This is a genomic window from Micromonospora parathelypteridis (assembly GCF_014201145.1).
GTDB classification, from domain to species: Bacteria; Actinomycetota; Actinomycetes; order Mycobacteriales; family Micromonosporaceae; genus Micromonospora; species Micromonospora parathelypteridis.
In genome coordinates this window covers 6,809,247-6,832,826 of sequence record NZ_JACHDP010000001.1, presented here as the reverse complement: position 1 = coordinate 6,832,826, position 23,580 = coordinate 6,809,247, and the positions used below count along the sequence as shown (strand labels likewise).

The 23,580-nt window shown below is 71.4% G+C and carries 24 protein-coding genes; 14 read left to right on the top strand and 10 right to left on the bottom strand.

Annotation, left to right across the window (positions count from 1 at the left end):
• Window positions 1–3: 3 nt before the first annotated feature.
• On the top strand, window positions 4–657 hold the full coding sequence (locus HNR20_RS30980) for a fasciclin domain-containing protein (RefSeq protein ID WP_184187340.1): 654 nt from the start codon (window positions 4–6) through the stop codon (window positions 655–657).
• A 6-nt stretch (window positions 658–663) separates the two neighbouring features.
• On the opposite strand, the gene HNR20_RS30975 is transcribed toward HNR20_RS30980, so the two are convergent.
• On the bottom strand, window positions 664–1,659 hold the full coding sequence (locus HNR20_RS30975) for a tyrosine-type recombinase/integrase (RefSeq protein ID WP_184187337.1): 996 nt from the start codon (window positions 1,657–1,659) through the stop codon (window positions 664–666).
• 57 nt (window positions 1,660–1,716) lie between these two features.
• Between HNR20_RS30975 and HNR20_RS30970 the strand changes: the two genes are divergently transcribed.
• Together HNR20_RS30970 and HNR20_RS31985 are read left to right on the top strand one after the other, a co-directional pair.
• Window positions 1,717–2,268 (top strand): AAA family ATPase, encoded by a 552-nt coding sequence (locus HNR20_RS30970; RefSeq protein WP_229687422.1) that lies wholly within the window; start codon window positions 1,717–1,719, stop codon window positions 2,266–2,268.
• 188 nt (window positions 2,269–2,456) lie between these two features.
• Complete coding sequence (locus HNR20_RS31985; RefSeq protein WP_221309980.1) at window positions 2,457–3,026, top strand: hypothetical protein; 570 nt, start codon at window positions 2,457–2,459, stop codon at window positions 3,024–3,026.
• Between the two features lie 123 nt (window positions 3,027–3,149).
• On the opposite strand, the gene HNR20_RS30960 is transcribed toward HNR20_RS31985, so the two are convergent.
• The gene (locus HNR20_RS30960) at window positions 3,150–5,192 is read right to left on the bottom strand and encodes a hypothetical protein (RefSeq protein ID WP_184187331.1); all 2,043 of its coding nucleotides are present in this window, start codon (window positions 5,190–5,192) and stop codon (window positions 3,150–3,152) included.
• A gap of 88 nt (window positions 5,193–5,280) precedes the next feature.
• Entirely contained in the window at window positions 5,281–6,495 is a 1,215-nt protein-coding gene (locus HNR20_RS30955) for an MFS transporter (RefSeq protein WP_184187328.1), read from the bottom strand.
• A gap of 75 nt (window positions 6,496–6,570) precedes the next feature.
• Between HNR20_RS30955 and HNR20_RS30950 the strand changes: the two genes are divergently transcribed.
• Window positions 6,571–7,116 (top strand): CGNR zinc finger domain-containing protein, encoded by a 546-nt coding sequence (locus HNR20_RS30950; protein WP_184187325.1) that lies wholly within the window; start codon window positions 6,571–6,573, stop codon window positions 7,114–7,116.
• A gap of 29 nt (window positions 7,117–7,145) precedes the next feature.
• Here HNR20_RS30950 and HNR20_RS30945 read toward each other — a convergent pair whose 3' ends face one another.
• The gene (locus HNR20_RS30945) at window positions 7,146–8,303 is read right to left on the bottom strand and encodes an FAD-dependent oxidoreductase (RefSeq protein ID WP_184187322.1); all 1,158 of its coding nucleotides are present in this window, start codon (window positions 8,301–8,303) and stop codon (window positions 7,146–7,148) included.
• A 98-nt stretch (window positions 8,304–8,401) separates the two neighbouring features.
• Between HNR20_RS30945 and HNR20_RS30940 the strand changes: the two genes are divergently transcribed.
• Window positions 8,402–9,049, top strand: coding sequence for a TetR/AcrR family transcriptional regulator (locus tag HNR20_RS30940; protein ID WP_184187319.1), 648 nt, complete (start codon window positions 8,402–8,404; stop codon window positions 9,047–9,049).
• A 26-nt stretch (window positions 9,050–9,075) separates the two neighbouring features.
• Here HNR20_RS30940 and HNR20_RS30935 read toward each other — a convergent pair whose 3' ends face one another.
• Window positions 9,076–9,858 (bottom strand): alpha/beta fold hydrolase, encoded by a 783-nt coding sequence (locus HNR20_RS30935; RefSeq protein ID WP_184187315.1) that lies wholly within the window; start codon window positions 9,856–9,858, stop codon window positions 9,076–9,078.
• A gap of 27 nt (window positions 9,859–9,885) precedes the next feature.
• Here HNR20_RS30935 and HNR20_RS30930 point away from each other — a divergent pair, with 27 nt between their 5' ends.
• Window positions 9,886–10,818, top strand: a complete 933-nt coding sequence (locus tag HNR20_RS30930) for a PhzF family protein (protein WP_184187312.1) — start codon at window positions 9,886–9,888, stop codon at window positions 10,816–10,818.
• Between the two features lie 61 nt (window positions 10,819–10,879).
• Here HNR20_RS30930 and HNR20_RS30925 read toward each other — a convergent pair whose 3' ends face one another.
• Window positions 10,880–12,475 (bottom strand): beta-N-acetylhexosaminidase, encoded by a 1,596-nt coding sequence (locus HNR20_RS30925; protein ID WP_221309978.1) that lies wholly within the window; start codon window positions 12,473–12,475, stop codon window positions 10,880–10,882.
• A gap of 203 nt (window positions 12,476–12,678) precedes the next feature.
• On the opposite strand from HNR20_RS30925, the gene zwf reads away from it, so the two are divergent.
• On the top strand, window positions 12,679–14,058 hold the full coding sequence (zwf, locus tag HNR20_RS30920; RefSeq protein ID WP_184187310.1) for a glucose-6-phosphate dehydrogenase: 1,380 nt from the start codon (window positions 12,679–12,681) through the stop codon (window positions 14,056–14,058).
• Between the two features lie 31 nt (window positions 14,059–14,089).
• Here zwf and HNR20_RS30915 read toward each other — a convergent pair whose 3' ends face one another.
• Complete coding sequence (locus HNR20_RS30915) at window positions 14,090–14,767, bottom strand: TetR/AcrR family transcriptional regulator (protein ID WP_184189326.1); 678 nt, start codon at window positions 14,765–14,767, stop codon at window positions 14,090–14,092.
• A 95-nt stretch (window positions 14,768–14,862) separates the two neighbouring features.
• On the opposite strand from HNR20_RS30915, the gene HNR20_RS30910 reads away from it, so the two are divergent.
• The 3 genes from HNR20_RS30910 to HNR20_RS32545 all read left to right on the top strand — a co-directional run bounded on the left by HNR20_RS30910 (window position 14,863) and on the right by HNR20_RS32545 (window position 18,098).
• Window positions 14,863–16,290, top strand: coding sequence for a DHA2 family efflux MFS transporter permease subunit (locus tag HNR20_RS30910; protein WP_184187307.1), 1,428 nt, complete (start codon window positions 14,863–14,865; stop codon window positions 16,288–16,290).
• A gap of 267 nt (window positions 16,291–16,557) precedes the next feature.
• Window positions 16,558–17,976, top strand: a complete 1,419-nt coding sequence (locus tag HNR20_RS30905; RefSeq protein WP_184187304.1) for an OFA family MFS transporter — start codon at window positions 16,558–16,560, stop codon at window positions 17,974–17,976.
• Window positions 17,973–18,098, top strand: coding sequence for an MFS transporter small subunit (locus tag HNR20_RS32545; protein ID WP_260321921.1), 126 nt, complete (start codon window positions 17,973–17,975; stop codon window positions 18,096–18,098). The genes HNR20_RS30905 and HNR20_RS32545 overlap by 4 nt, the downstream gene beginning before the upstream one ends.
• A 35-nt stretch (window positions 18,099–18,133) precedes the next feature.
• Here the strand turns inward: HNR20_RS32545 and HNR20_RS30900 are convergent, their stop codons facing one another.
• On the bottom strand, window positions 18,134–18,862 hold the full coding sequence (locus HNR20_RS30900) for an SDR family oxidoreductase (RefSeq protein WP_184187301.1): 729 nt from the start codon (window positions 18,860–18,862) through the stop codon (window positions 18,134–18,136).
• Window positions 18,863–18,952: 90 nt separating this feature from the next.
• Between HNR20_RS30900 and HNR20_RS30895 the strand changes: the two genes are divergently transcribed.
• The 3 genes from HNR20_RS30895 (at window position 18,953) to HNR20_RS30885 (ending at window position 21,066) form a co-directional block, all read left to right on the top strand.
• A complete protein-coding gene (locus HNR20_RS30895; RefSeq protein ID WP_184187298.1) occupies window positions 18,953–19,786 on the top strand; it encodes a patatin-like phospholipase family protein in 834 nt (277 codons plus the stop codon).
• 45 nt (window positions 19,787–19,831) lie between these two features.
• Complete coding sequence (locus HNR20_RS30890; protein WP_308425488.1) at window positions 19,832–20,293, top strand: peroxiredoxin; 462 nt, start codon at window positions 19,832–19,834, stop codon at window positions 20,291–20,293.
• An 83-nt stretch (window positions 20,294–20,376) separates the two neighbouring features.
• Complete coding sequence (locus HNR20_RS30885; RefSeq protein WP_184187295.1) at window positions 20,377–21,066, top strand: hypothetical protein; 690 nt, start codon at window positions 20,377–20,379, stop codon at window positions 21,064–21,066.
• Window positions 21,067–21,072: 6 nt separating this feature from the next.
• Here the strand turns inward: HNR20_RS30885 and HNR20_RS30880 are convergent, their stop codons facing one another.
• Window positions 21,073–21,525, bottom strand: a complete 453-nt coding sequence (locus tag HNR20_RS30880) for a MarR family winged helix-turn-helix transcriptional regulator (protein ID WP_184187293.1) — start codon at window positions 21,523–21,525, stop codon at window positions 21,073–21,075.
• Between the two features lie 95 nt (window positions 21,526–21,620).
• Between HNR20_RS30880 and HNR20_RS30875 the strand changes: the two genes are divergently transcribed.
• Window positions 21,621–22,067, top strand: a complete 447-nt coding sequence (locus HNR20_RS30875) for a winged helix DNA-binding protein (protein ID WP_184187290.1) — start codon at window positions 21,621–21,623, stop codon at window positions 22,065–22,067.
• A gap of 226 nt (window positions 22,068–22,293) precedes the next feature.
• Here the strand turns inward: HNR20_RS30875 and HNR20_RS30870 are convergent, their stop codons facing one another.
• Entirely contained in the window at window positions 22,294–23,487 is a 1,194-nt protein-coding gene (locus HNR20_RS30870) for a GNAT family N-acetyltransferase (RefSeq protein WP_184187288.1), read from the bottom strand.
• Window positions 23,488–23,580: the final 93 nt, after the last annotated feature.

Below are 23,580 nucleotides of genomic sequence, written 5' to 3'. Positions count from 1 at the left end.
GCCGTGCCGCACACCGCCACCGCAGCGCGGCACCCCCGACTGCGGGCCCTCAGCCTCCTCGTGCCAACCCTGCTGCTCGCCGCCTGCACCAGCAGCACCGCCGCGCCCCGCACCCCGGCCGCCAACGGCACGGCACCCCACGTCACCGGGCCGCTCTGCGCCGCCCTGCCCACCGGCACCGACCCCGGTAACCCGACCTTCCTCGCCGGCCAACCCGCCGACGAGGCCCTGCGGTGGCTCCCCACCCTCACCACGTTCGAAGCGGCCCTGCGCACCAGCGGCGTCCTCGCCGACCTGCCCGCCGGCACCGGCGTCACCATCCTGGCGCCTACCGACGACGCCTTCGCCGCCACGTTCTCCGAGGACAACTGGGACGACCTCATGACCCACCACACCGACCAGCTACGCACCCTGCTCAAGGCGCACCTCATCACCGACGCCCACCCGATCGACGACCTCGCCGGCGCCGGCACCGCCACCACCCTCGACGGCGTCACCATCACCGTCACCCGTACCGGGCCGACCACCCGCCTCGCCGACCGCGCCGACACGGTCTGCGCCGACTACCAGGCCACCAACGCCCGCATCCACCTCATCAACGCCGTGCTCGGCCCACTGCCCGTCACCGCGGACGGCACCGACCACCGCGCCCACTGACCGCCCTCAGCCCAGGTCCGTGGGCACCAGACCCGCCAACGCGCGGTTGGTCCGGTTGGCCCGCACCGCGTCACGCTGCTGCCCGGCCGTCACCTCGATGTACGTCTGCGACGACGCCAACGACGCGTGCCCCAACAACCGCATGATCTCCGCGGCGCTCGCCCCGTCCTCCGCCAGCCGGGTCGCGAAGGTGTGCCGCAACGCGTGCAACCGCGCGCCACGCGGCACCCGGTCACCGATACCAGCCCGCCGATAACACGACTCCACGAGATACTGCAGCCCACCACGGCGCAACGGCTCACCGTGCCGATCCACCAGCAACGCCGAGTCGGGGCGTACCGAACGCGAACCGAAGCGCCGCGCCCGACTGGCCAGGTAGTCCATCAGCACCCGGTCCAGATCCGCCTCGATCGGCACCACCCGGGGCCGCCCGCCCTTCCCGACCACCTCGACCCGCCGCTCACCGAGCCGACCACCCAGCGAGCCGACCCGCAGCGCGAGCAGCTCCGACAGTCGCAGGCCGGCGCAGAGCGCCACCGCCAACACCGCGACGTCCCGCTCCGGCCACGGGTCGCGCTGCCGACCGTCGTCGCGCGCGGCCGAGGCGAGCAGCACCTCGGGGGTGTCCGCGCCGCGCAACGGCTTCGGCTGGGGGAGTAGCGCCCGGGGGCGGCCGACCGCCGGCATCGGGTTGCCCGCCACGATCCCGTCGGCCACCAGGAACGTGAAGAAACTGTTCCAGGTGGACCAGGCGCGGTGCACCGACGCGGGCGCCCTGGGTGCGGCGAACCGGGCGAAGGCCGCCCGCATCACCCGAGGGGAGAGGTCGGTGATCAACAGTGCGTCCCGGGGGAGGGGAGTGGCCTCGGCGACCAGGGCGGCCACCGCGTGCAGGTCCCGCCGGTACGCGGCCAAGGTGTGCGGGGAGGGCTTGCGGGTGGCCCGGGCGGTCAGGAACTCCTCGATCAACGCCATGAGCGATTCGTCCTGTTTGTCATGCATAACGGATATTATGCAGCATTTTCGGGTTTCCCGGAAGTGCAGGAGAGGGGGAGTGCGGTGACCGAACCGCGGCGCTACGTCCTGACCGGAGCCCCGGGAGCCGGCAAGACCACACTGATCGACGCCCTGAGCCGCCGCGGACACCTGGTGATCCGGGAGGCGGCAACCGACATCATCACGGCCCGGCAGGCGAAGGGGTGCGCCGAACCCTGGCAGGAACCCGATTTCCTCGACGCCATCGCGCGCCTGCAGCACCAGCGCCGACTCGCCGCCGACGCGCATGGCGGCGCGCAGATCCACGACCGATCACCGCTGTGCACCCTCGCGCTGGCACGACACCTGGGCCGCGACGTCGGCCCCCACCTCGCCGCCGAGATCGACCGGATCACCAGCGCGGGGACCTACCAGCCGCTGGTGTTCCTGATCGCCCCGCTGGGCTTCATCCGACGCACGGCCGCGCGCCGGATCAGCTACGCCGAGTCACTGGCCTTCGCCCGGATCCACCAGCAGGTGTACGAGGCGTACGGGCATCGACTGGTGGACGTGCCACCCGGGCCGGTGCGGGAACGAGTCGCGCTGATCGAGAAGCACGTACCGTGCCCGGTATGACGACACCAGCCGGCACCTGTCCCGAGTGCGGCCGGTCCGGCAGGCCGACCGTGTACCGGGAGCCCGACGAACCCATAGGTTGGGCCTGTACCGAGGGGCACGAGTGGAGGGCGGCCGACCGCCCGGGGTGGGCCCCCTGGGCAACGCCAACCGTTGTCGCCGGAGGCCGCGATGCGGCTGACGCGTCGATGTCGACGGACCCCAGGGACTTCGTCAGGGACGGTCGGGTGTGGCGGATCGGCACGGCCAGCGACGTCGCCTGGCTCGCCGACCGCACCACACTGGGCCTCTCGATCACCGCGGCGATTCCGCCGGTGTTCGACGCGTACGCCACCTTCTATCCACCCGACGGCGTCAGCTTCGTCGACCACGAGCGCGCCCTGGTCGACGAGCTGGCCGCGTACACCCCTGACCAGCCGTGGTGGCTGGGCTATCTCGAGACCGGCGCCCACGATGTCGTCTTCCCGCGTGCTCCACGGGTGACCCTGTACGGGGACTGGTCCTACGTGCTGGTCGAAGCCGGACCCGAGCAGGCGGTCACCTGGCGGACCCGTCACTCGCGCGGTGATGGGCCGCTGCCGGACCTGTTGTTTCCCGCGGATCGCTCCTGGCTGGTCTCCGCACTGTGGGACGACACCTGGACCGACATTGGCGGCAGCGCCGTCCTCGTCGCGGCGTTGCACCGCAATCCGCTGATCAACGCTCGCCGTGTCGGGCCCGATGACGACGCCCTGCCGCCAGGACTGACGCGCGAATAGCGGCTGCTCGTGTCACCGCGAGGGGACCGCCAAGATAACGCTACTTGACATAATGTGCATTATCGAATCAGGATTAAGGCCCGCCGGGACGGTGATCCCGAGGGGCCTTGCCGGCGCGTTCGCCTACGGCGTCATGGGACAGGGCGTCCGCGCGCAGACGTCGATGACCCTGCCGGTGAGCAGGAAGACCGCCTTCTGTTTCTGGGCACCGGCCTGGGCGCGCGGGAACTCGTGCGGATCCTCCCCGTACTCCGGTCCGGCCGGAGCGAGGTTGGTCGGCGGTGGCGCCTGGGCCGCGCCGCTGTTCCAGATCACGATCGCCGAGCCGGTGTACGGGTAACTGCGGATCGGCGCGATGCCCCAGTACGGCCGCACGTCCAGTGACCAGCCGTCGGCGAGCGCGGGGGTATGCAGGCGGGCGCCGATGGTGCGCGCCTGCACCTCCGCCGCGGCGGGTGAGACCTGCTGGTCGGCGAAGGCCACGTGCATCAGCACCTGGTGCGCCGGGGTGCGCGGTAGCGGCCGGTCGGTCATGTGCTGGGCGTAACCGTTGGCCTCGGACCGGTCCCACAACATCTGCAGCAGCGCGAGGATCAGCTGTTGGTCGACCTTGTCCGGGTAGTAGCCGTCCAGCACGGTCTGGAACGGGGCGAAGTCGACGCTGCGTTGCAGCAGCGTGGAGTAGTTCATCGCCGGTACGCCGAGCACCGAGCGGGTCCAGTCCTGGGCGATGGCGGTGAGCGCGCCTCCGTTGATGCCGCCCTGGCTGTTGCCGTCGTAGTGCAGCCCGCCGACTCGGTTGATCAGCGGTCGTGCCGTGGCGTCCCGGAACGCCGGGTGGGCGGCGAATCCGTTCGGGTGGATCATCGCGCGGCCCAGGAAGAGGAAGTTCAGGAAGCTCTGCTGCAGCCGGTCCGCCACCGCGGGGAAGGCACTGAGGTCGGTGAAGGCGCCCGCCACGTAGGGGACGTCGGCGGCGGCCATGCCGATCCAGCTTGTCGCGCAGAAGGTGAAGTTGTGGGTGTTCGACATTGTCCTGACGTTGCCGGCGTTGATTTCGGTCGGCTTGCCGAGCAGCCCGTGGCCGTAGAGCGAGAGGTGTGCGGGTCTACCGGCGGAGGCACTGCGCGGGATGTTGCAGACGAAGTCCGCCGCGACCGTCGCGCCGGACGGGGTGGGCAGGGCGTTCGGCGTTGGCGGTGTGCCGGCGCCGCCGGTCGGCCCGTAGTGCAGTCGGGAGCCGGGCCCGCCGTCGCCGGTCAGATAGGACGGTACGCCGATGGTGCCGGTCACCTGCCGGGCGATCAGTGGCTCCTGCTCCGGTGGATAGTTGGTCACCTGGGTGACGGTGATCGGCGGCGCGGCGCGGCCGAGGTCGGCGAACGCGTCGTCCCGGACCGCCAGCATCCGCCCGGTCAGACTCTGCCGGCTGGCCACGGTGAAGTCCCAGGCCAGGTAGAGGTTGTGCCGCTGGACGCCGGTCCGGGTCAGATCGGCGAGGATGCGCCTCATCTGCGGCACGCGAGCGTCCCGATGGGCGAGGCCGGCGCCGGTCACGTACGCCGTGAACGCCTTCGGCGCGGGTATCGACGCTCCGGTGCCGTTCCGTAGGCCGCGCAGGCCGACGACGTAGCGGGTGCCTTCGGCCAGTGCCACCGCCGGCCGGATGATCAGCAGTTGCCGGTCGGGCTGGCCTGCGGCGTGCGCGTCCAGTTCGGCCCAGTACGGGGTGCGTTTGCCGGTGCGGGTGTTGAGCAGGACGATCGGCGCGTCGGGCGCCAGCGAGCGGCCGATGTCGGTGACCGGCGCGATCCCGGTCGCCGTGGCGTCGAGGCCGGGTACGCGCACCAGGATCGGCGAGCCGGGACTGAAACCGTCCTGTCGGTTCCATTCGGTCGGGTCGATCGGGGCTCCCTGCACGTTCGCGGGCATCGCGGTGGCCGCGAACCGTACCCGTTTGCCGGTGGGGCTGGTGCGGTCCGGCACGGTGAAGTAGTCATTCGGGAACGGCAGCAGGCAGGCGGTCGGGTCGATCGGGTCGCAGGACCGGCGCCCGGCCGGTTCGGGAGTCGCTGGCGGTGCCGCGGCGGCTGCCGTGCCGAGCAGGACCGTGCTCACAGTCACCAGCACGGACACGGCGAGGCGGAGCCCTCTGGAGGTGGTCACACGCATCTCCTTCGACGCTGGACGGCGGATCGATGCAGGGGCCGACGGTGGGTGGTGGTGGTGTTCTTCCTACGCTTGTGAAAGAAACTCAGCAAGCATCGATACGTGCCCTCTCCCCCGGCCGCTGACGGCGCAGCAGTACGCCGCCCGCCACCCCCGCGAGGATCGGAAAGCCGGCGACCAGCAGCAGTTGGGCGCTCGCCGGCAGGTGGGCGGCGAGGCCGAGGAGGCCGGCGCCGATCGCGGAGGCCGCTACCTTCAGCCCGGCGCCGATGGTGAACACCTGCGTACGGATCGCCTCGGCGGCGAGTTGGTTGCGGGCCAGGAACAGTGCTGCGGCGAACGGCCCGGTGCAGAGCCCCGACAGCGCGAACAACGCCGCGGTCAGCGGCAGGGAGTGCGTCGCGGCGGCCAGCGCGAGAGGTACGCCTGTCGCGACCATGGCCCAGACGGTCACGCCTGGCGCACGGGACGCCGGCAGCGGCCGCCAGGTCCAGAGCAGTGCGCCCACGAACGCGCCTGCGGCGGTGACGCTGAGGAGCAGGCCGGCCTGTGTGGGTTCGTGCGCGGCGGCGGCCAGGGTGGTGGCGACGACAGCGAGACCGCCGAGGCCCAGTTGGCCGAAGCTGGTGGCGAGGGTGATCGTTCGCAGGGCCGGAACCCGGACGATCGCGCGGACGCCGTGGAACAGGTCGGTCGCTCGTGTCGGCTCCGCCGCGGTGTCGGAGGCGACCAGGCGCAGGGATGCGACGCCGAGTGCGCCGAGCCCGGCGGCGACCGCCAGCGTGAGAATGGCGGTACTCGGGCTGGCGACCGCCGCCACCAGCCCGACGGTCGCCGGCCCGACCATGCCGGCGACGCTGTAGGTCAACGAGTCCAGTGCGAAGACGCGAGCTTCCTGCCCGGGTTCCGCCAGCGGCGCCAACCGGCTGGTCAGCCCGCCGGTCACCGCCGGCCCGCCGCACCCCGCCAACGCGAGGACGAGACAGGTCTGCCACAGCGGCGCGGGACCGAGCAGGGCGACCGGGGCCGCGAGGGCGCCACCGAAGACGGCAATCGCGCCGGCGAGGACCGCTGCCGGGCGTCGCGACCGGTCGACCAGCGCGCCAACCAGGGGCGCGGCAACGACATGCGGGATGAGCAGGGTCGCGACCAACGTCCCGCCGACGGCGGCGCTGCCCGTCCGTTCCAGGGCGAAGATCAGCAGCGCGACACGTGCGCCTTCGTCAGCGGTGCGTGCCAGTAGTGCCGCGGCCAGATAGTGGGCCAGCCGACCGCCGCTGCGGCGGGTACCGGGATCCACTCTCGTCACCTGTTCAACCGGTGATGCCATCGAGCCACTCTTGCATCGCCCCGCGTCACCGGTCAATATGGTGACGTGAGGTTCGAGTTCACCGCCGATCGGCCGGTACTGGACTTCCTTCCCACGCTCGCCGAGCGCGGTCACACTGACGTCGAGCAGCTGACCGCCCCGAAAGATTTCGCGAACTGGGCCGTCCAGGCCGGCATCGTCGACCAACCGCCTCCTGTGGACGATGCGGGTCTACGACACGCGAAGGCGCTCCGAGAGGCGATGTTCCGCCTGGTCCAAGCTCTGATCGACGGTGCTGACGCGGCCGCGGCAGACCTTGAGCTGGTCAATGAGGCGGCGGCAGGGCCGCTGCCCGCGTTGCGCCTGGAGGTCGACGGGATGCACCGCAACGGCGACCTGGACGCCGTCCTCGCGGTCCTCGCACGTGACTGTCTGGAACTGCACGCCAGCGACGATCGTCTCGCCCTGCGCTGGTGCGCCGACGAGCACTGCACCCGAGCGTTCGTCGATCGGTCGCGGGGCGCGCGGCGGCGCTGGTGCGGCATGCGCGGCTGTGGAGACCGGGCGAAGGCGGCCGCGTACCGGCAACGCAGGCGAATTCCGACCGCGTAAGGGCAGCCGACCGAGGACATCGGCAGGGGCTACCGCGTGCCGAGCGTGCCGGGCTCGTAGTCGTAGAGCCAGGCGGTGGCCTTCTCGTAGAACAGCGGCACGAACATGCGCATCACCAGCGCCTGCATGCGTCGCTTGACCGGCCCGGCCTTCTTGGCCCCGCGGTTGTCCTCGGCGGTGTCGAGAAGCTTGACGATGCGCGGGCGGCGCTCGGCGTCGTACGCCGTCAGTGCCGCTGAGAGGGTCGGCTCGGCCTGCAGGGCCGCGGCCAGGACGAGCGCGTCCTCGATCGCCATGGAGGCGCCCTGGCCGGCGCCGACCGGGTGGGCGGCGTCGCCGATCAGGACGACGCGGTCGCTGTGCCAGGTGGGCACCGGGTCGACCGCGTGGAAGAGCACGGTCGGGTGCAGCCGGGTGGTCGCCGCGATGACCGCGGATGGCACCGCCTCGTGCTGGTAGAGCTCGGCCGTGCGGCTCAGCCACTGTGCCTCGCTGATGCCGGTGCGGTCCGGCTGGGTCGGTTCGGCGATCTGCGCCTGCCACCACACCTCGCCGTCGCCGGCGCCCAGGTGGATGAAGGCGCCGTTGCGGGCGAAGGTCAGGTTGAACACCCCGGGCTCGACGCCGTCCATCGTGGCGACGCCCGAGACCGCGTAGAGGCCGGCGTACTCCGGGCGGGGCGCGGCCGCGTCGAGCAGCCGGCGCACCGTCGACCAGATGCCGTCGGCGGCCACGAGCAGGTCGGCGGTGGCCCGCTCGCCATCGGCGAACTCGGCGGTCACACCCTCCGGTGTCTCGGTGACGCCGACGAGTTCGCGTCCGGTCACGATCCGCGCCCCGGCGTCGGTGGCGGCCTGGCGCAGCGCCGCGACGAGCCGTCCGCGTAGGAGCGTGACGCTGTGCAGTGTTTCGGTGCTGCGCCGGCCGCGTGGCACGTCGGCCAGCAGGTGGCCGCCGGCCGACCACATCCGCTGCCGTGGGATGTCGACGCCGGTGTCCTGGACCTGGGCCAGGCAGCCGAGTGTGTCCAGGCTGCGTAGCCCGTTGCTGGCGAGGCTGACGAACGAGCCGATGTCGCCGGCCGGTTCCTCGTACGCCTCGTAGATGGTCACGTCGATGCCGATGTGCCGCAGCGCGAGTGCGGCCGTGGCTCCGGCGATGCCGCCGCCGACGACTATCGCTCTCATGTCCCCGCTCCCCTGAACTTTAATTCACTGAACCAGTCTTCGGTGAAGGTACGTTCGTTAGGATGGGCCCGTCAACCCCTTGACGCGGAAGGACGCAGATGCCCCGAGGAACCACGCCCGAGACGGCCACGCGCAAGGTCAAGGCCGCCCAGACGCGCACCGCGCTGCTGGACGCGGCTCGGCGGCTGTTCACCGAGCGCGGCTACCTCAACACCAAGATCACCGACATCACGGGCGCCGCGGGGCGTGCCACCGGCTCGTTCTACGAGCACTTCGCCAGCAAGGAGGAGCTTCTGCAGGCGCTGCTGGCCGAGATGGAGGCCTCCGCTGACGAGCACATGGCCAGCGGCGATCACCCCAAGGACCACGACCTGACCGACCGGGCGCAGTTGCGCGACCATCTCGCGATCGCCTGGACGGTGATGCGTCAGCACCGCCCGGTCACGGTCGCGCTGTTCCAGTCGATGATCGCCGCAGATCCCGCCTCCGGCAGCGCCTGGCGCGACCTGCGCGACCAGACCACGACGTTGCGCGAACACCTGGAGTACCTGCGTGACCGTGACCACCCGCTGCCCGGCGACCCGCTGCTGGTCGCGGCAGCCATGGGCGCGATGCTCGCCACCCTCAACTACGCGATGCCGGCCACCGATCTGCCGGCCGGTGACGACGACAGGACCCTCGACACCCTCACCGACCTGCTGCTGCACGGACTGGCCGGGCCCGGCCCCTCCGGGGTGGTCTCGTAGCGGCACCGCCGCAGACGGGGGAGTTCCTAGCCGCGCGTACGGTGCAGCCAGTCCTGGGTCAGCGTTCGCAGCATCGTGGGCTGTTCGTACGGCAGGTAGTGGCCGGCGGCGTCGAGCACGGTGAAGGTGCCGCGGGGGTAGCGGCGCATGGCGCGGAATTGATCGGCGTAGCCGACGATCCCGTCCTGTCGGCCGGTGACGACGGTGACCGGGCCGTCGAAGACGACGTCGTCGCTCTCGTCGGGCAGTGCGTAGTCGGGGCCGGTCTGCAGCTTCTCCTGGAACGTCGCGTCACCGGGGCCGCCCGAGCTCAGTGCCGTGAGCACCGTCGTGACGACGGCTGCGCTGCGATGACCCAGGGCGGCGTCGAGGTGGGCGTGCAGTGCGGCGGGGGCGGCGTCGAGCCAACCCGTGGGCGCGGCGAGCGGCGGCTCTTGGGGCAGGTCCCGGCTTTCGCGGGCGATGGTGATGCCCGGGCAGACGAGGAGCAGGCCGCCGACGAGGTCGGGTCGTTGGCGTGCGATGCCGGCGGCCAGGTAGGCGCCGTAGGAGGCACCGGCGAGCAGGACGGGTGTGTCGACGTGCTGGTCGAGCCACGCGCACACGGTGTCCAGCATCGCCTGGGACGTGGGTGGGCAGTCGGCGGGGGTGTCCCCGTGGCCGGGCAGGTCCAGGTACGTCTCCCGCAGGCCGGCACCGGCGAAGGCTGGGCCGAAGGCGGTGGCCGTGGCGGTGCGGGTCATGCTGAACATGGGCAGGCACACCACCTCCGGTCCGGTCCCCGCTGATTGGTCATACGCAAGGTTCATGGTCGACTCCCTGTGGAGATGATGGCGATGGCACCGAGCGACAACGTCTCACGGGTGGGTTGGCGCGGTGACGACGGGCTGGCGGAGGCGGCTTCCGCTGACTCGTTTGTGATCACCACCGTCCGCGCTTGTCTTCGGGAGGGGCGCGGCGGCAGCCCCACGGCTGTCGTCGATGAATCCGGCTCCCCCACCCTGGCCGACGTGATGACCGACGCCGATCGGGGGCAGGTGCCGGGCCGGGTGGGGGCCTCGCATGCCGTGTTCGTGCGGCGGGCGTCGGCTGACGAGCCCGTGGGCCTGCGGTTCTTCGCCGCCGAGGGAGAGCTGCCCGCGTGTGGGCACGGGACGGTGGCCGCCGTGGCGTTCCTCGCCGCGCAACGACCTGGTGCGGAGCAGGAGTTCAGGCTGCGGGTGTCGGGCCGTACGTTCGTCGGCCGGGCGGTCCGTGCTGGCGATCTGATCCATGCCGCGTTCGACCCGGGTCCGGTGGTCGTACGCGATGCCACCTCGGCCGAGATCGGGCCTGTCGTCGACGCCCTCGGTGTCGCCCCGGGTCACCTGCTCGCCGGGGCGTGTGTGGCCTCGCTGGGCCGGGCTCGGATCCTGGTGCCGGTCAGCACGCCCGACGCGGTCGTTGGGCTCGGCCCGCGTCTGGATCGGCTCCGCGCGGTGTGTGATCGGTTGGGGTTGCTCGGCTGCTACGTCTATTCGGCGCCCACACGCTCGGGTGGTGTGGTGGCGCGGATGTTCGCGCCGTCGATCGGGGTGCCCGAGGACATCGCCAATGTGAACAGCACGGCTTGCCTGGCGGCCCGCCTGTCCGGCAGCGGCTTCGGCCGGTTGTCCGTCGACATGGGTGATGTCCTCGGCGAGCCGGCGACAATCACCGCTTCTGCCCGGCCGGGTCCGACCGGTCCGCGGGTCCTGGTCGGGGCCGCCGCCCTGATTGCCGGGCGGTGAGTGGTTCCCAGCCTTCGCGGGCACCGGTCGGTGCCCGCGAAGGCGTCAGATGGGGTACGACTCAGCGCCACGGCACCTGGGGTGACGGGTAGAAGTCGACCTGTTGCAGGCGCCAGCGGGGTGCCTGCTCCCCCAGTCGCGTCCGGAACGATTCCCAGTCGTGGCTGGCGGCGGTGGACCAGCCGAGTTCGGCGATGGCGGGTAGGCGTGGGAAGGCCATGTACTCGATGTCGTCCAGGGAGCGCAGCGTTTCGGACCACAGCGGGGCTTCGACGCCGAGGATGGCGTTCTCGCCGACGCCTGTGACGCGGGTGGCGGGGTCCCAGCCGTACGCGTCGGAGACTTCGATGTAGGCGGCCCAGCTCAGCCCGAGGCGGGTGGTGCGGTCGTACTTCATGTCCAGGTACGCCTTGTTCGCCGGCGACATGATGACCTTGTTGCCGCGGGCGGCGGCTTCGGCGAGGTCGGTGTTGGTGGTGCCGGTTCCCCAGAACTGGGCGACGGCGTCGGTGGGCGGGTCGACCTGCATGATCTCGTTCCAGCCGGATGCGCGTTTGCCGTACTTGGCGACCAGGGGCAGGACCCGCTGCATGAAGGTGCGGTAGTCCTCGTCGGTGGTGGCGTGGGCTTCGTCGCCGCCGATGTGCAGGAACGGGCCGGGTGTGATGGCGGCGAGTTCACGGATGACGTCCTCGACGAACCGGTAGGTGAGGTCGTCGTTGATGCACAGCGAGCTGTAGCCGACGGCCATGTCGGTGCGCGGGGCCGGTGCGACGCCGTCGCAGTTGAGTTCGGGGTACGTCGACTGGGCGGCGTTGGTGTGTCCGGGCATGTCGATCTCGGGGACGACGGTGATGTGTCGGGCGGCGGCGTAGGCGACGACGGCCTTGTAGTCGGCCTTGGTGAGGTATCCGGGGCCGACACCGTCGACTCCGGTGCCTGGTCCGCCGCCGACGGTGGTGAGGCGGGGCCAGGAGTCGATCTGGATGCGCCAGCCCTGGTCGTCGCTCAGGTGCAGGTGCAGGTAGTTGATTTTGTACTGGCTGAGCAGGTCCACGTAGGCGGTGATCTCGTCGACGGTGTGGAAGTGCCGTGCGAGGTCGAGCATCGCGCCCCGGTACGCGAAGCGCGGGTAGTCGACGATCCGGCCGCCGGGGACCGTCCAGGTGGTGCGTTGCCGTTGGGGTGATTCGATCGTGGCCGGGAGCAGTTGGCGCAGTGTCTGTGTGCCGGCGAACAGGCCGGCGGGGGTGTTGGCCCGGATGGTCACGCCGCGGCGGGTGACGTCGAGTTGGTAGCCCTCCTGGCCGACGCGGCCGTCCGCTCCCCCGATGAGCAGGGCGATCTCGGGCAGCGGGGTGGAGTGGACGGGGAGGACGGGCAGGGGGTAGCCGGTGGCGGGGCGCAGGGTCTCGGCGAGTTGGCGGCCCACCTGCCAGGAGGCGGCCGAGCCGGGTGTGGTGCGGATGACGGTCAGGGGGCTGATCCGGAAGGTGCCGCGGGCGTCGGGTCGGGTCTCGACCGGTGCGGGGATGACGTCGGCCAGTTGTCGGGCCGGTGCGGTGGGTGCGGCGGTGGCTGGGGTCGCGGGCAGGATGAGTGGCAGTCCGAGCACGGTCATGGCCAGTAGTCGCGTGACGGTGTGTCGGCGACGCATGGGCACCTCCAGGCCTCGTCATGATCGACGTGTGTCGATCAGGCCCGTACGTTACCCGCGTCACACACGCACTGTAAACCTTCCTTAACGTTGGGGTCGCCGCTGTCGCCGACCTCACGCGCGCCGCTCGCGGGGAATTCTCGGAGCGGGCCGGGCCGTTGTCCGTTCGGAAGATCAGGATCAGATGATCGAATGGAAGTGCCATGGACATGCGCTCAGACGCGGTAGTGCTGTTCGGCGTCACGGGGGACCTCGTCTCGAAGAAGCTGTTCCCGGCGCTGTACGAGCTGACCCGGCGCGGCCGCCTCGACGTCCCGGTGATCGGCGTGGCCCGCTCCCCCTGGGATGATCAGCAACTCGTCACCACGGCCCGCAAGTCGGTCACCGAAGCCAACGACGAGGTCGACGACGAGACCTTCGACCGGCTGGCGGACAACCTTTCGATGATCTCCGGCGACTACGCGGACTCGGCCACCTACCAGCGGTTGGCTGAGCGCCTGCGGGGCGCCGAGCGGCCGGTCTTCTACCTGGCGATCCCGCCGGCGGTGTTCGGCGCCGTCGTCGAGGGCCTCTCGTCGGCCGGCCTGGCCGACCGCGGCCGGGTCATCGTGGAGAAGCCGTTCGGGCGCGACCTGGAGTCCTCCCGGGAGCTGGACTGGACGCTGCGCGCGGCCTTCGACCCGCAGCGGGTGTTCCGCATCGACCACTACCTCGGCAAGGAAGCCGTCGAGGGCCTCTACGCCTTCCGGTTCGCCAACCGGCTGTTCGAGCCGCTGTGGAACAACGAGCACATCGACAACATCCAGGTCACCCTCGCCGAGGGTTTCGGCACGCAGGGCCGTGCCGGCTTCTACGACACGGTGGGCGCCACCCGGGACGTGTTGCAGAACCACATCCTGCAGGTCGTCGCGCTCATCGCGATGGAGGCGCCCGTCGCCGACGACACCGACGCGTTCAACGCCGCAGAGGTCGCGGTGCTGCGGCAGATCGCGCCACTGTCGCCGCAGTCCACCGTCCGGGGGCAGTACGCGGGCTACCGCGACGAGCCGGGCGTCACGCCGGACTCGAACACGGAGACGTTCGTCGCCACCCGGTTGACGGTCGACTCCCCCCGCTGGGCGGGCGTGCCCTTCTATCTGCGGACCGGCAAGTCCCTGCCGGGGACGGCGACCGAGGTCGTGGTCGAGTTCAAGCAGCCACAACGTTCCCTCATCCCCGCCGAGGGTGGTGCCGTGGCGCCCGCGAACCTGCTGCGGTTCCGGCTCGGGCGTGGTGACGGCATCACGATGTCGATCCAGGCGAAGAGCCCGGGCGCCGAGGTGACCAGCCGTCCGGTGGACCTCTCCGTCGACTTCGGCGCGGCTCTCGGCCGCCGGCAGGAGGCGTACGAGCGGCTGCTCGACGACGCGATGGATGGTCAGCACCTGCGCTTCGCGCGCGAGGAGACGATCGAGCAGGAGTGGCGCATCGTCGAGCCGATCCTGGATCTGCCGGCCGCGGTGCAGTCGTACGACAAGGGCACCTGGGGTCCGGCGGACGCCGAGGCGCTCGCCGGCAGCTGGCACGCCCCGGACCTGCGGTAGCGGCGTTGCCCGCCACCGGGGCCGGGTCAGGTCATCCGGAGGTACGGGTCGCCGGGCGGATGCCGCGGATGCCGGCGACGGCGAATTCGATGCCCAGGTCGTAGTAGTTGTCCCGGTCGGCGCAGAGGGTGAGGGCGTCGGCCGCGGCGAGGATGTGCGGGTAGCGCTGCGGGGCCAGTGCGCGCAGCGCCGCCCGCTTGGCGCGGATGACGTCGTCGCGGGTGTCGGGGTCGGTGTTCTCGGTGGCGGCTCCGGGTTCGGTGGCGACGAGGGTCACCAGGGAACAGAGGGCCTGGCTGCCGATCTCGGTGGCCTGGTCCGGCGCGAAGCCCGCTTCGTCGAGCAGGGCGAGGGTGCGCTCCACCAGCGTCAGGCCCGGCTCGGAGAGCAGGATGCGGGCGGGGACGAGGCCGGCGACGGCCGGGTGCGGGCGTAGCACGGCGAGGCAGGCGGCCAGGACGGCGCGTATCTGCTCGTCCCAGGGCGCGGTCGTCGGCGCGGGTAGGCGAATGTCGGCGAGCAGGCGTGCCGCGAGTGCGTCGAGCAGGTCGTCCTTGTCCCGGAAGTGCCGGTAGAGCGCCATCGGAGTGACTCCGTGTTCCTGGGCCAGCCGGCGGATGGTGATCGCGGTGAGGCCCTCGGCGTCGGCGATGCGCATGGCGCTGGTGACGATCGCGGCGGGGTCGAGGCGCGGGGTGTCCTTGCTCATACTGACCACGTGGCCAGTCTACTACGTACACCTGTAGGTATACGTTGTAGATGTACGGCGTATACGGCGTCGTCCCTTCCCCGATGAGGTAGGCAATGCGACGTAGTCCCTGGGCAACCCTGGCGGTGCTGTCGTTGGCGCAGTTCATCGTCATCCTCGACGTGACGATCGTGAACGTGGCTCTGCCCAACATCCAGACCGACCTGAGCTTCACCGCTGACAACCTGCAATGGGTGATCAGCGCGTACACCCTGCTCTTTGGTGGTTTCCTCCTGCTCGGTGGGCGCGCCGCCGACCTGCTCGGCTCCCGCCGGATCTTCATCGTCGGGCTGGTGCTGTTCGGGGCGATGTCCATGCTCGCCGGGCTGGCGACCTCACCGGGCCTGCTGATCGCCGCGCGCGCTGTGCAGGGTCTGGGTGGTGCGTTGCTCTCCCCCGCGGCGCTGGCCATCCTCACCGTCACGTTCGCGCACGGACGGGAACGCAACATCGCGATGGGCATCTGGGGCGCCCTCGCCGGGCTCGGTGGCACGCTGGGCGTGGTGGCCGGTGGCCTGCTCGTCGACGCGCTGAGCTGGCGGTGGGTCTTCTTCGTCAACGTGCCCATCGTGATCGCGCTGGTGGCGATCGTCCCGACCTTCGTGGCGGCCGTGCGGCACTCCCCACCCGGACCCCGGACCTTCGACGCGCTTGGCGCCGTCCTCGGCACCTCCGGTCTGCTCGCGGTCGTCTTCGGCGTGGTCCGCGCCGAGTCGGCGGGCTGGGGCTCGGCGCAGGTGCTCACCGCCCTCGTCGGTGGTGTGGCGCTGCTGGTCGTCTTCGTCGGCGTCGAGGCGCGCTCGGCCGCGCCGCTGGTGCCGCTGCGGCTGTTCAACTCCCGGGCGCTGAGCGTGTCCAGTGGGGCCCTGGCGCTCAACGGCGCCGCGTTCCTGTCGATGTTCTTCCTCACCGCGCTGTACCTGCAGCAGGTACGCGGGGCCTCGCCCCTGACCGCCGGCCTGCAGTTCCTGCCGATGGGCGCGACAGCCATCGCCGGCGCCGCCCTCGCCACCCAACTGGTGCACCGGCTCGGCACCCGCACCCTGCAGATCATCGGCGCGCTGCTCAGCGTGATCGGCCTTCTGCTGCTCGGTGGCGCCGGCGCCACCGGCTCCTACGCCACCGAACTGCTGCCCGGCCTGCTGCTGTTCGGCCTGGGCATCACCACTCTGGGCGTACCCGCCCAGATCTCCGCGGTCTCCGACGTCGAGCACCACGAGGCCGGCGCCGCCTCCGGTGTGGTGACAGCCGTCTACCAGGTGGGCGGGGCGCTGGGGCTGGCCATCGTCACCACGCTGTCCATCACCCACGTCACCGACGCGCTCGGGCACGGGGCCAGCCAGCAGCAGGCGCTGGTCGACGGGTTCCACCGAGGGCTGTTGATCGCCGCCGTGTTCGCGATCGTCAACCTGGTCATCTCACTGGCCACCCCGCAACTGCGGCCCGACGCCGAGCAGGTCGCCGAGGCGGCAGTCGCGGCCTGACCGACGCGCCCGCGCCGGCGGGCTCAGCGGGTGATCAACTCCAGATCACCGACATGGGGGTGTCCCGCGCCAGGGACACCCCCATGTCGCCGATCAGGAGTCGATCTCCGCCTCGTGTGGCCGGCCGCCCGGTGGCTCGCCGTCGGGGCTGAGTGACCGCTCAGCTCAGCGCAGCGACCGTCCGGCGATGATGAGGTTTGCCTCGTGCCCGTGGTGTGGGCACGTTGTGCGGGACGTTTCTCGTCCGCATTGGAGAGGAAGCAGCGCATGCTTTCCGCACTCGATCGTCGGCACACCATCGCGCCACCCGGCTACAGCCGGTGGCTCATACCCCCGGCGGCATTGGCCATCCACCTCTGCATCGGCCAGGTCTACGCGACCAGCGTCTACAAGAACTCGCTGATCGCCCACTTCGACACCAGCCAGACCGCGATCGGGGTCATCTTCAGCATCGCGATCGTGATGCTGGGACTGTCCGCCGCGGTCGCCGGGACCTGGGTGGAGGCGAACGGACCGCGCAAGGCGATGTTCGTCTCCGCCTGTTTCTGGGCGGCGGGCTTCCTGGTGGGTTCGCTGGGCATCGCCACGACACAACTGTGGCTGCTGTATCTGGGCTACGGCCTGCTCGGCGGCATCGGTCTGGGAATCGGCTACATCTCCCCCGTCTCCACCCTGATCAAGTGGTTCCCGGACCGGCCGGGCCTGGCCACCGGGTTGGCGATCATGGGGTTCGGCGGTGGGGCAATGGTCGCCTCTCCCCTGTCCCGGCAACTGCTGTCGTTCTACGACCCCGCATACGACCCGGCCAACGCGGGTTCGACCGCGTCGGGCAACGCCCTGGTGTGGCTGTTCGTGACGCTCGGCCTGGGCTACTTCGTGATCATGATGTTCGGGGTGGCCAACGTGCGGGTGCCCGCGCAGGACTGGCGGCCAGCCGGCTTCGACCCCGCCAGCGTGGCGGCGAAACCGCTGGTCACGACGGCGAACGTGTCGGCCGCGAACGCCGTGAAGACCCGTTCGTTCTGGCTGCTGTGGGTCGTGCTGTTCTGCAACGTGACAGCCGGCATCGGCATCCTGGAACAGGCCAGCCCGATGATCCAGGACTTCTTCCGGGACAACGGCACCTCGGCGGTGACCGTCGCGGCGGCCGGCGGCTTCGTGGGTCTGCTGTCGCTGTTCAACATGGCCGGCCGGTTCGTCTGGTCGTCCACCTCGGACGTCATCGGCCGCAAGCCGATCTACATGGTGTACCTGGGTGTCGGCATGGTGCTGTACGCGCTGCTGGCCCTGGTCGGACAGACCGCGACGGCGCTGTTCGTGCTGTTGGCCTGTGTGATCCTGTCGTTCTACGGCGGTGGCTTCGCCACGGTGCCGGCGTACCTGCGGGACCTGTTCGGCACGTTCCAGGTCGGTGCGATCCACGGTCGGCTGCTGACCGCCTGGTCGGCGGCGGGGATCGCGGGTCCGCTGATCGTCAACGGGTTCCTCGACGCGCAGGGTGAGCCGGGCTCGTTGACGGCCGCGGCCTACCGGCCGGCGCTGTTCACGATGGTGGGTGTGCTGGCCGTGGGCTTCGTGGCGAACCTGCTGGTGCGGCCGGTGCCGCAGCGCTACCACGAGCCGGCGGCGGCGGCGGATCAGAGCGTGGACGAGGACGCGACGGTGCAGAGGAGTGGCACGCGATGAGCGACGACAGCCGACACGGGCAGCAGGCCCGGTTGTGGATCTCCTGGTTGGTGGTGGCGGCGCTGCTCGGCTACGGGGTGGCGCAGACCGTCATCACGGCGGCGAAGCTGTTCACGCACTGAGCCGGGTCCGGCGGTCTCCGGCCGCGAACGCGTGGTCAGAGACCGCCGGACACCCGCAGCACCGTTCCGGTGGCGTACGAGGCGTCCGGGCCGAGCAGCCAGGCGATGGCCGCGGCGATCTCGTCGGGTTCGCCGGCACGGCCCAGCGGGATGCGACCGGCCGCTGAGTCGGCGCGGTCGGGTACGCCGGAGTCGGCGTGGATGTCGGTACGCACGATGCCCGGCGCGACGGCGTTGACCCGGATGCCCTTCGGGGCAAGCTCCTTGGCCAGGCCCACGGTGAGGGTGTCGGTGGCGGCCTTCACCGCCGCGTAGTGCACGTACTCCCCCGGGCTGCCGAGGGTCGCGGCGGCCGACGAGACGTTGACGATGGCGCCGCCGTCGGTCATTCGGCGGGCGGCCTGCTGGGCGCAGAGCACGTAGCCGACGAGGTTCACGTCGACGACGCGGCGCAGGTCGTCGACCCGCAGCTCGGTGAAGGGCCCGATGGGGCTGGTGACGCCGGCGTTGTTGACCAGGCCGGTGAGCGGGCCGAGCTGTGCGGCGGCGTCGAACAACTCGCTCACCTGGTCGGGGTCGGTGGTGTCGGCGCGTACCGCGATGGCCTCCGCGCCGGCGGCGCGCAGGTCGGCCAGGACGGCAGCGGCGGCCGCATCGTCGCGGCGGTAGCACAGGCCGATGTGGTGACCGGCCCCGGCGAGACGGCGGGCGGTGGCCGCGCCGATGCCGCGACCGCCGCCGGTGATGATCGTGACGGGTGCCACAGCGCCCTCCCTGGAATCGACGATGGCTGCGTACGGGTCGCGCCGACGCTACCGTGACCGGCGCGGGTCGGTCGTCGAGAGGAGAGTCACATGCAGACGGCGTTGGTGCTCGGTGGTGGCGGGGTGACCGGTGTGGCCTGGGAGTTGGGGCTGCTGGCGGGGCTGGTCGAGCGGGGCGTGCCGGTCACCGGGGCGGACCTGGTGGTGGGCACGTCGGCGGGTTCGGTCGTCGGCGCGCAGGTGTGTTCCGGGTTGCCCGTCGAGCAGTTCTACGAGGAGCAGTTGGTCCCGCCGTCGAGCGAGATGGCGGCACGGCTGGGCTTCGTGGCGCTGGCGCGGCTGGTGTGGGCCGGTGGGCGTACCCGGGACGCGGTGCGTTCACGGGCCCGTATCGGGGCGATGGCGGTCGCGGCGCGTACCCCGTCGGAGGCGTCGCGACGCGCGGTGATCGAGGCCCGCCTGCCGGCCCGGGACTGGCCGGCGCGGCGGCTGCTGATCACGGCGGTGGACGCTGCCACCGGTGAGTTCGTGGTGTTCGACCGTGACAGCGAGGTGTCCCTGGTGGACGCCGTCGGGGCCAGCTGCGCGGTGCCGGGTGTGTGGCCGCCGGTGACGGTCGGGACGCGCCGCTACGTCGATGGGGGGATGCGCTCGTCGGTGAACGCGGACCTGGCGGCGCACGCGCAGCGGGTGCTGGTGATCGCGCCGACGTCGGCGGCGTTCGGGCCGATGCCCCGGTTGTCGGCGCAGGTGGCCGGGTTGCGGGCCGCCGGATCACGGGTGGCGGTGGTGACTCCGGACGCGACGGCGCGTACGGCGATCGGCCGCAACGTGCTGGACCCGGCCCGACGGGCCGGCGCGGCGCGGGCCGGGCGGGCCCAGGCCGCGACGGTGGTGGACGAGGTGACGGACCTCTGGGTGTGATCGCTTACGCTCACCGCGCGTTCGATCGGACAACGGAGGTGCGCGGTGGCGGGTGTGGGTGTCGGCGACGTGGTCGAGGATTTCGAGCTGCCGGATGAGACGGGCACGCCCCGGCGACTGTCCGAGTTCCTGGCGACAGGGCCGGTGGTGCTGTTCTTCTACCCGGCGGCGATGACCCGGGGGTGCACGGCGGAGAGCTGCCACTTCCGGGACCTCGCCGCGGAGTTCACGGCGCTGGGCGCGTCGCGGGTGGGCATCAGCCGCGACCCGGTGGCGAAGCAGGCGGAGTTCTCCAAGCTGCACGGCTTCGACTACCCGCTGCTGTCGGACTCCGACGGTGTGGTGGCGCAGCAGCTCGGGGTGAAGCGGCGGGTGCCGTTGGGGCCGTTGAGCATGAAGCGGATGACCTTCGTGATCGGCACGGACCGGCGGGTCATCGAGGTGATCCACAGCGAGGTCAGCATGAACGACCACGCGGACCGGGCGCTGCGGGCGCTGGGCGGCTGAGGGGGCACGAGCCCCCTGCGGCGGGTGTCGCAGCCGGCTGGTATCAAGACAGCAATCAAACAGGTGTACGGAAGAGGGTTGTGATGGATGCCGGCCAGGGTTTGTCCACTAGCGACGTGCAGAGCATCCGGGAGGCGTTGGCGGCCGGGCGTAAACCGCGGGTGGTGTTCACCGCGTCGGCGGGGCAGATCGCCGGTCAGGTCGGTCAGGTGATCGAGCTGACCGACCCCGAGGTGTCCGACGAGTTCGTGGTGGTGCGCTTCGGCCGCGACGAGTTGCCGTTCTCCCCGGCCGACCTGGCCGTGGCGCCCAAGGGCGCCGGTCGCCGGGTGGCGGAGCCGAAACCGGAGCCGGAGCCGCAGGAGTCACCGGCGGTGCCCGCGCCGGAGTTCGTGTTGGACACGCCGCGGGTGCCCGCGCAGCGACAGGAGGAGCCGAAGGTGGAGCAGCAGACGGAGAAGCCGCCGGCGCGGCGGGCGGTCAAGGCCGTCAAGCCGAAGGGCCCCGCGGGCCTCACCGTCACATTGGCGTACGCCGACGGTGAGTGGACCGTCGCCGCGCAGCAGGGCAGCAAGGCCCTCGCGAAGCCGTACGTGGTGAAGCCGGCCGAGGCGTTGAAGATGGTGGCGCTGGTCGACGTGCCGGGCGTGCAGGAGGCGGTGGAGCAGATCCTCGGCACCGAGCGGGCTGAGGCGGAGCAGCAGGCGGAGAAGCTGCGCGCGGAGCTGGCCGAGATCGAGGCCCGGTTGGCGGAGCTGCGCGAGGCCCGCTGAGGCGGGTCAAAGCCGGCTGTGGTGCTCCAGCAGCCGGGTCAGCAGTCGCGTCAGCTGCTCACGCTCGGTGGTGGACAGGGGGGCGAGCAGGTCGTCCTGGACACGGTCGACGGTCTCGCCCATCCGGCGGGCCGCGTCGGCGCCAGCCTCGGTGCTGCTGATGACGTTGCGGCGGCGGTCGGCCGGGTCGGAGGCGCGCACCACGAGGCCTCGGCCGGCCAGGTCGTTGATGGCCGCCACCACGTCGCTACGGTCGATACCGCAGCGACGCCCGAGGTCGGCCTGGCTGGCGGGCCCGTCCTCGGCGAGCGAGGCGAGCAGCCGGTAGTGGTAGCCGCGCAGGTCATGCGCGGCGAAGCCCTCGCTGATGAGGCGGCCGGCGTAACCGGCGGCCTGGTTGAGCAGCCAGCTCGGGGTGGTGCGGAGCCCGGCGGGTGACTGCGGGGCGGTGAACTCCATGGCAGCACCCTAACAGTAATCGTTGGTGCGACCCACGATCTGTGTTACGTTGGCTGCACCAACGTTGGCGCGGCCAACGTTCCGAAGGAGGCGTCATGTCCACCGCTCCCACGCTCAACGGCCAGGTCATCGGCCAGGCCCACTACGCCACCCGGGCCCTGCTCGACCGCGCCATCGCGCCCCTCGGGCTCATCTTCGGGCAGGTGATCGCGCTCAACGTCCTCGCCGACGGCGCTGTCACCCCGGCCCGGCTCGTCCACCGGCTCACCAGCACCCTCAAGACCGACGAGCAGACCGTGCACGAGGTGATCGCCCAGCTCGTCGACGCCGACCTCGCGCGGATCGACGACGGCGCCGCCGAACCGCAGGTGCGGCTCACCGACGCCGGCCACGCCACACAGCGCCGCGTCGGGGCCGCCGTCGCGGACATCACCACCCGGCTGTACGGGGACATCCCGACCGACGAGGCCACCGTTGCCGCCCAGGTGCTCACCCTGGTCACCCAACGGGCGAACGCCGAGCTGGCGGCCCTTCCGGCCTGACCAGCGAACGATCGTGCTTGATCAGAGCGCCGCACTACCCCGTCGATCATGGAGTTGTGGTGGGTGACAAAGCGCCTGCAAGATGCCAGAACTGGCACCACACCTCCCGAAGTGTCACCGACTGGCGCCATGATCGACCGGGCTGGGACTGCGCCCTGACGGGTTGTAGGGGCCGGACTCGTCGCCAGGCAGCAGTCACCGCATTCGGTGCCTGACCGGGGCCGCGTCAGAAGTAGTCGAGCAACTGCGCCGGCCCGCCGGCACCCAGAAGGTCGAGGGCGCTCGGGTCGACACCGGCAGCGTGGTGCAGCAACCCGGCCTGCGCGACCGCCCGGGCCTGCGCCGCTCCGGCGTAGAGCAGGGCGAAACCGCGGACGTCCAGCCGCAGGTCCGCCTCGCCGCTGATCCGGCTCAACTCGGCGGCGCCGTCGGCGACGGTCAACCGCCAGGTGCCGGTGTTCCACTCGGCAAGTGGATCGGCGAGGGCGAAGTCGACGGTCCCGCTGGCGTGGGCGGGCCAACCGCGTGCGCCCACCGCCCGGGCGATGTCGACCGGCCGGTGCATCCACAGGTCCCGCTCGTGCTCGCGGGCCGACTCCAGCGGCAGATGGGTGCTCACGGCGTCCCCGTCGAGCGGGCAGAACCGCAGGGTCGGTGCGACGCTTGCCCAACTGCCGAGCACCCCGACGAGCTCCCGGGCGGCGTCGGCGGTGGTGGCCAGCGCCTCGTCGACGGTCAGCACCGAATCGGCGCCGTAGCCACGGCCCCGCTGCCAGGTGGCGTAGCCGACCAGGTCGCCATCGGCCTCGACGAGGGTGACCCCGTCGCCGGGCAGGCCACGGTCGGCGGCGAAGGAGTCGAACAGCTCGCCCCGGCGGGTGAGCATGCCGTTGCGGTGCCGGGTGACCCGCTCGTACAGGGCGCTGACGGCGGGCAGGTCGGCCGGAGTGCCGGCGCGAACGCTGAGATGCGCGGCGGGTCGGTGTCGGGGCAGCGCGGCGGTGCGCAGATCGACGGTCCGCAGCACTCCGGCGGCCTCCCACCCGCAGGCGCGGTAGGGGGCGGCGACGGTCGGGTAGAGCGCGCTGATCGCCGCGCCGCGTTCGTGGGCACCGCGCAGCAGGGCGGTGAGCATGGCCCGAGCCACGCCCCGGCCACGGGCCTCGGGGGCGACCGCCACCCCGGCGACGTCGGCGGCGGGCACCGCGCGCCCGGTCCACCACTGGTCGTGGTGCAGGTCGACGGCCTTGCCGACGAGTCGACCGGCGTCGTCGAACGCGCCGTAGCGGGTCAGGCCGGGCACCTCGGCCGAGGCGTGCGCGGGGCGCTGCGGGTCGGATCCGAACGCGAACCGGCCCAGCTCCCAGGCGGCGTCGAGGTCGTCAGCGGTGAGTTCGCGAACGTGTACGGGATCGGGCATCGGCACAGGCTAGCGGGAGCGCGGGGGCATGATCGACTCCATTTCGCCGACGTTGCGCTTTCCCGGCCCGCGGATACCGCCATGTCGGCGAAA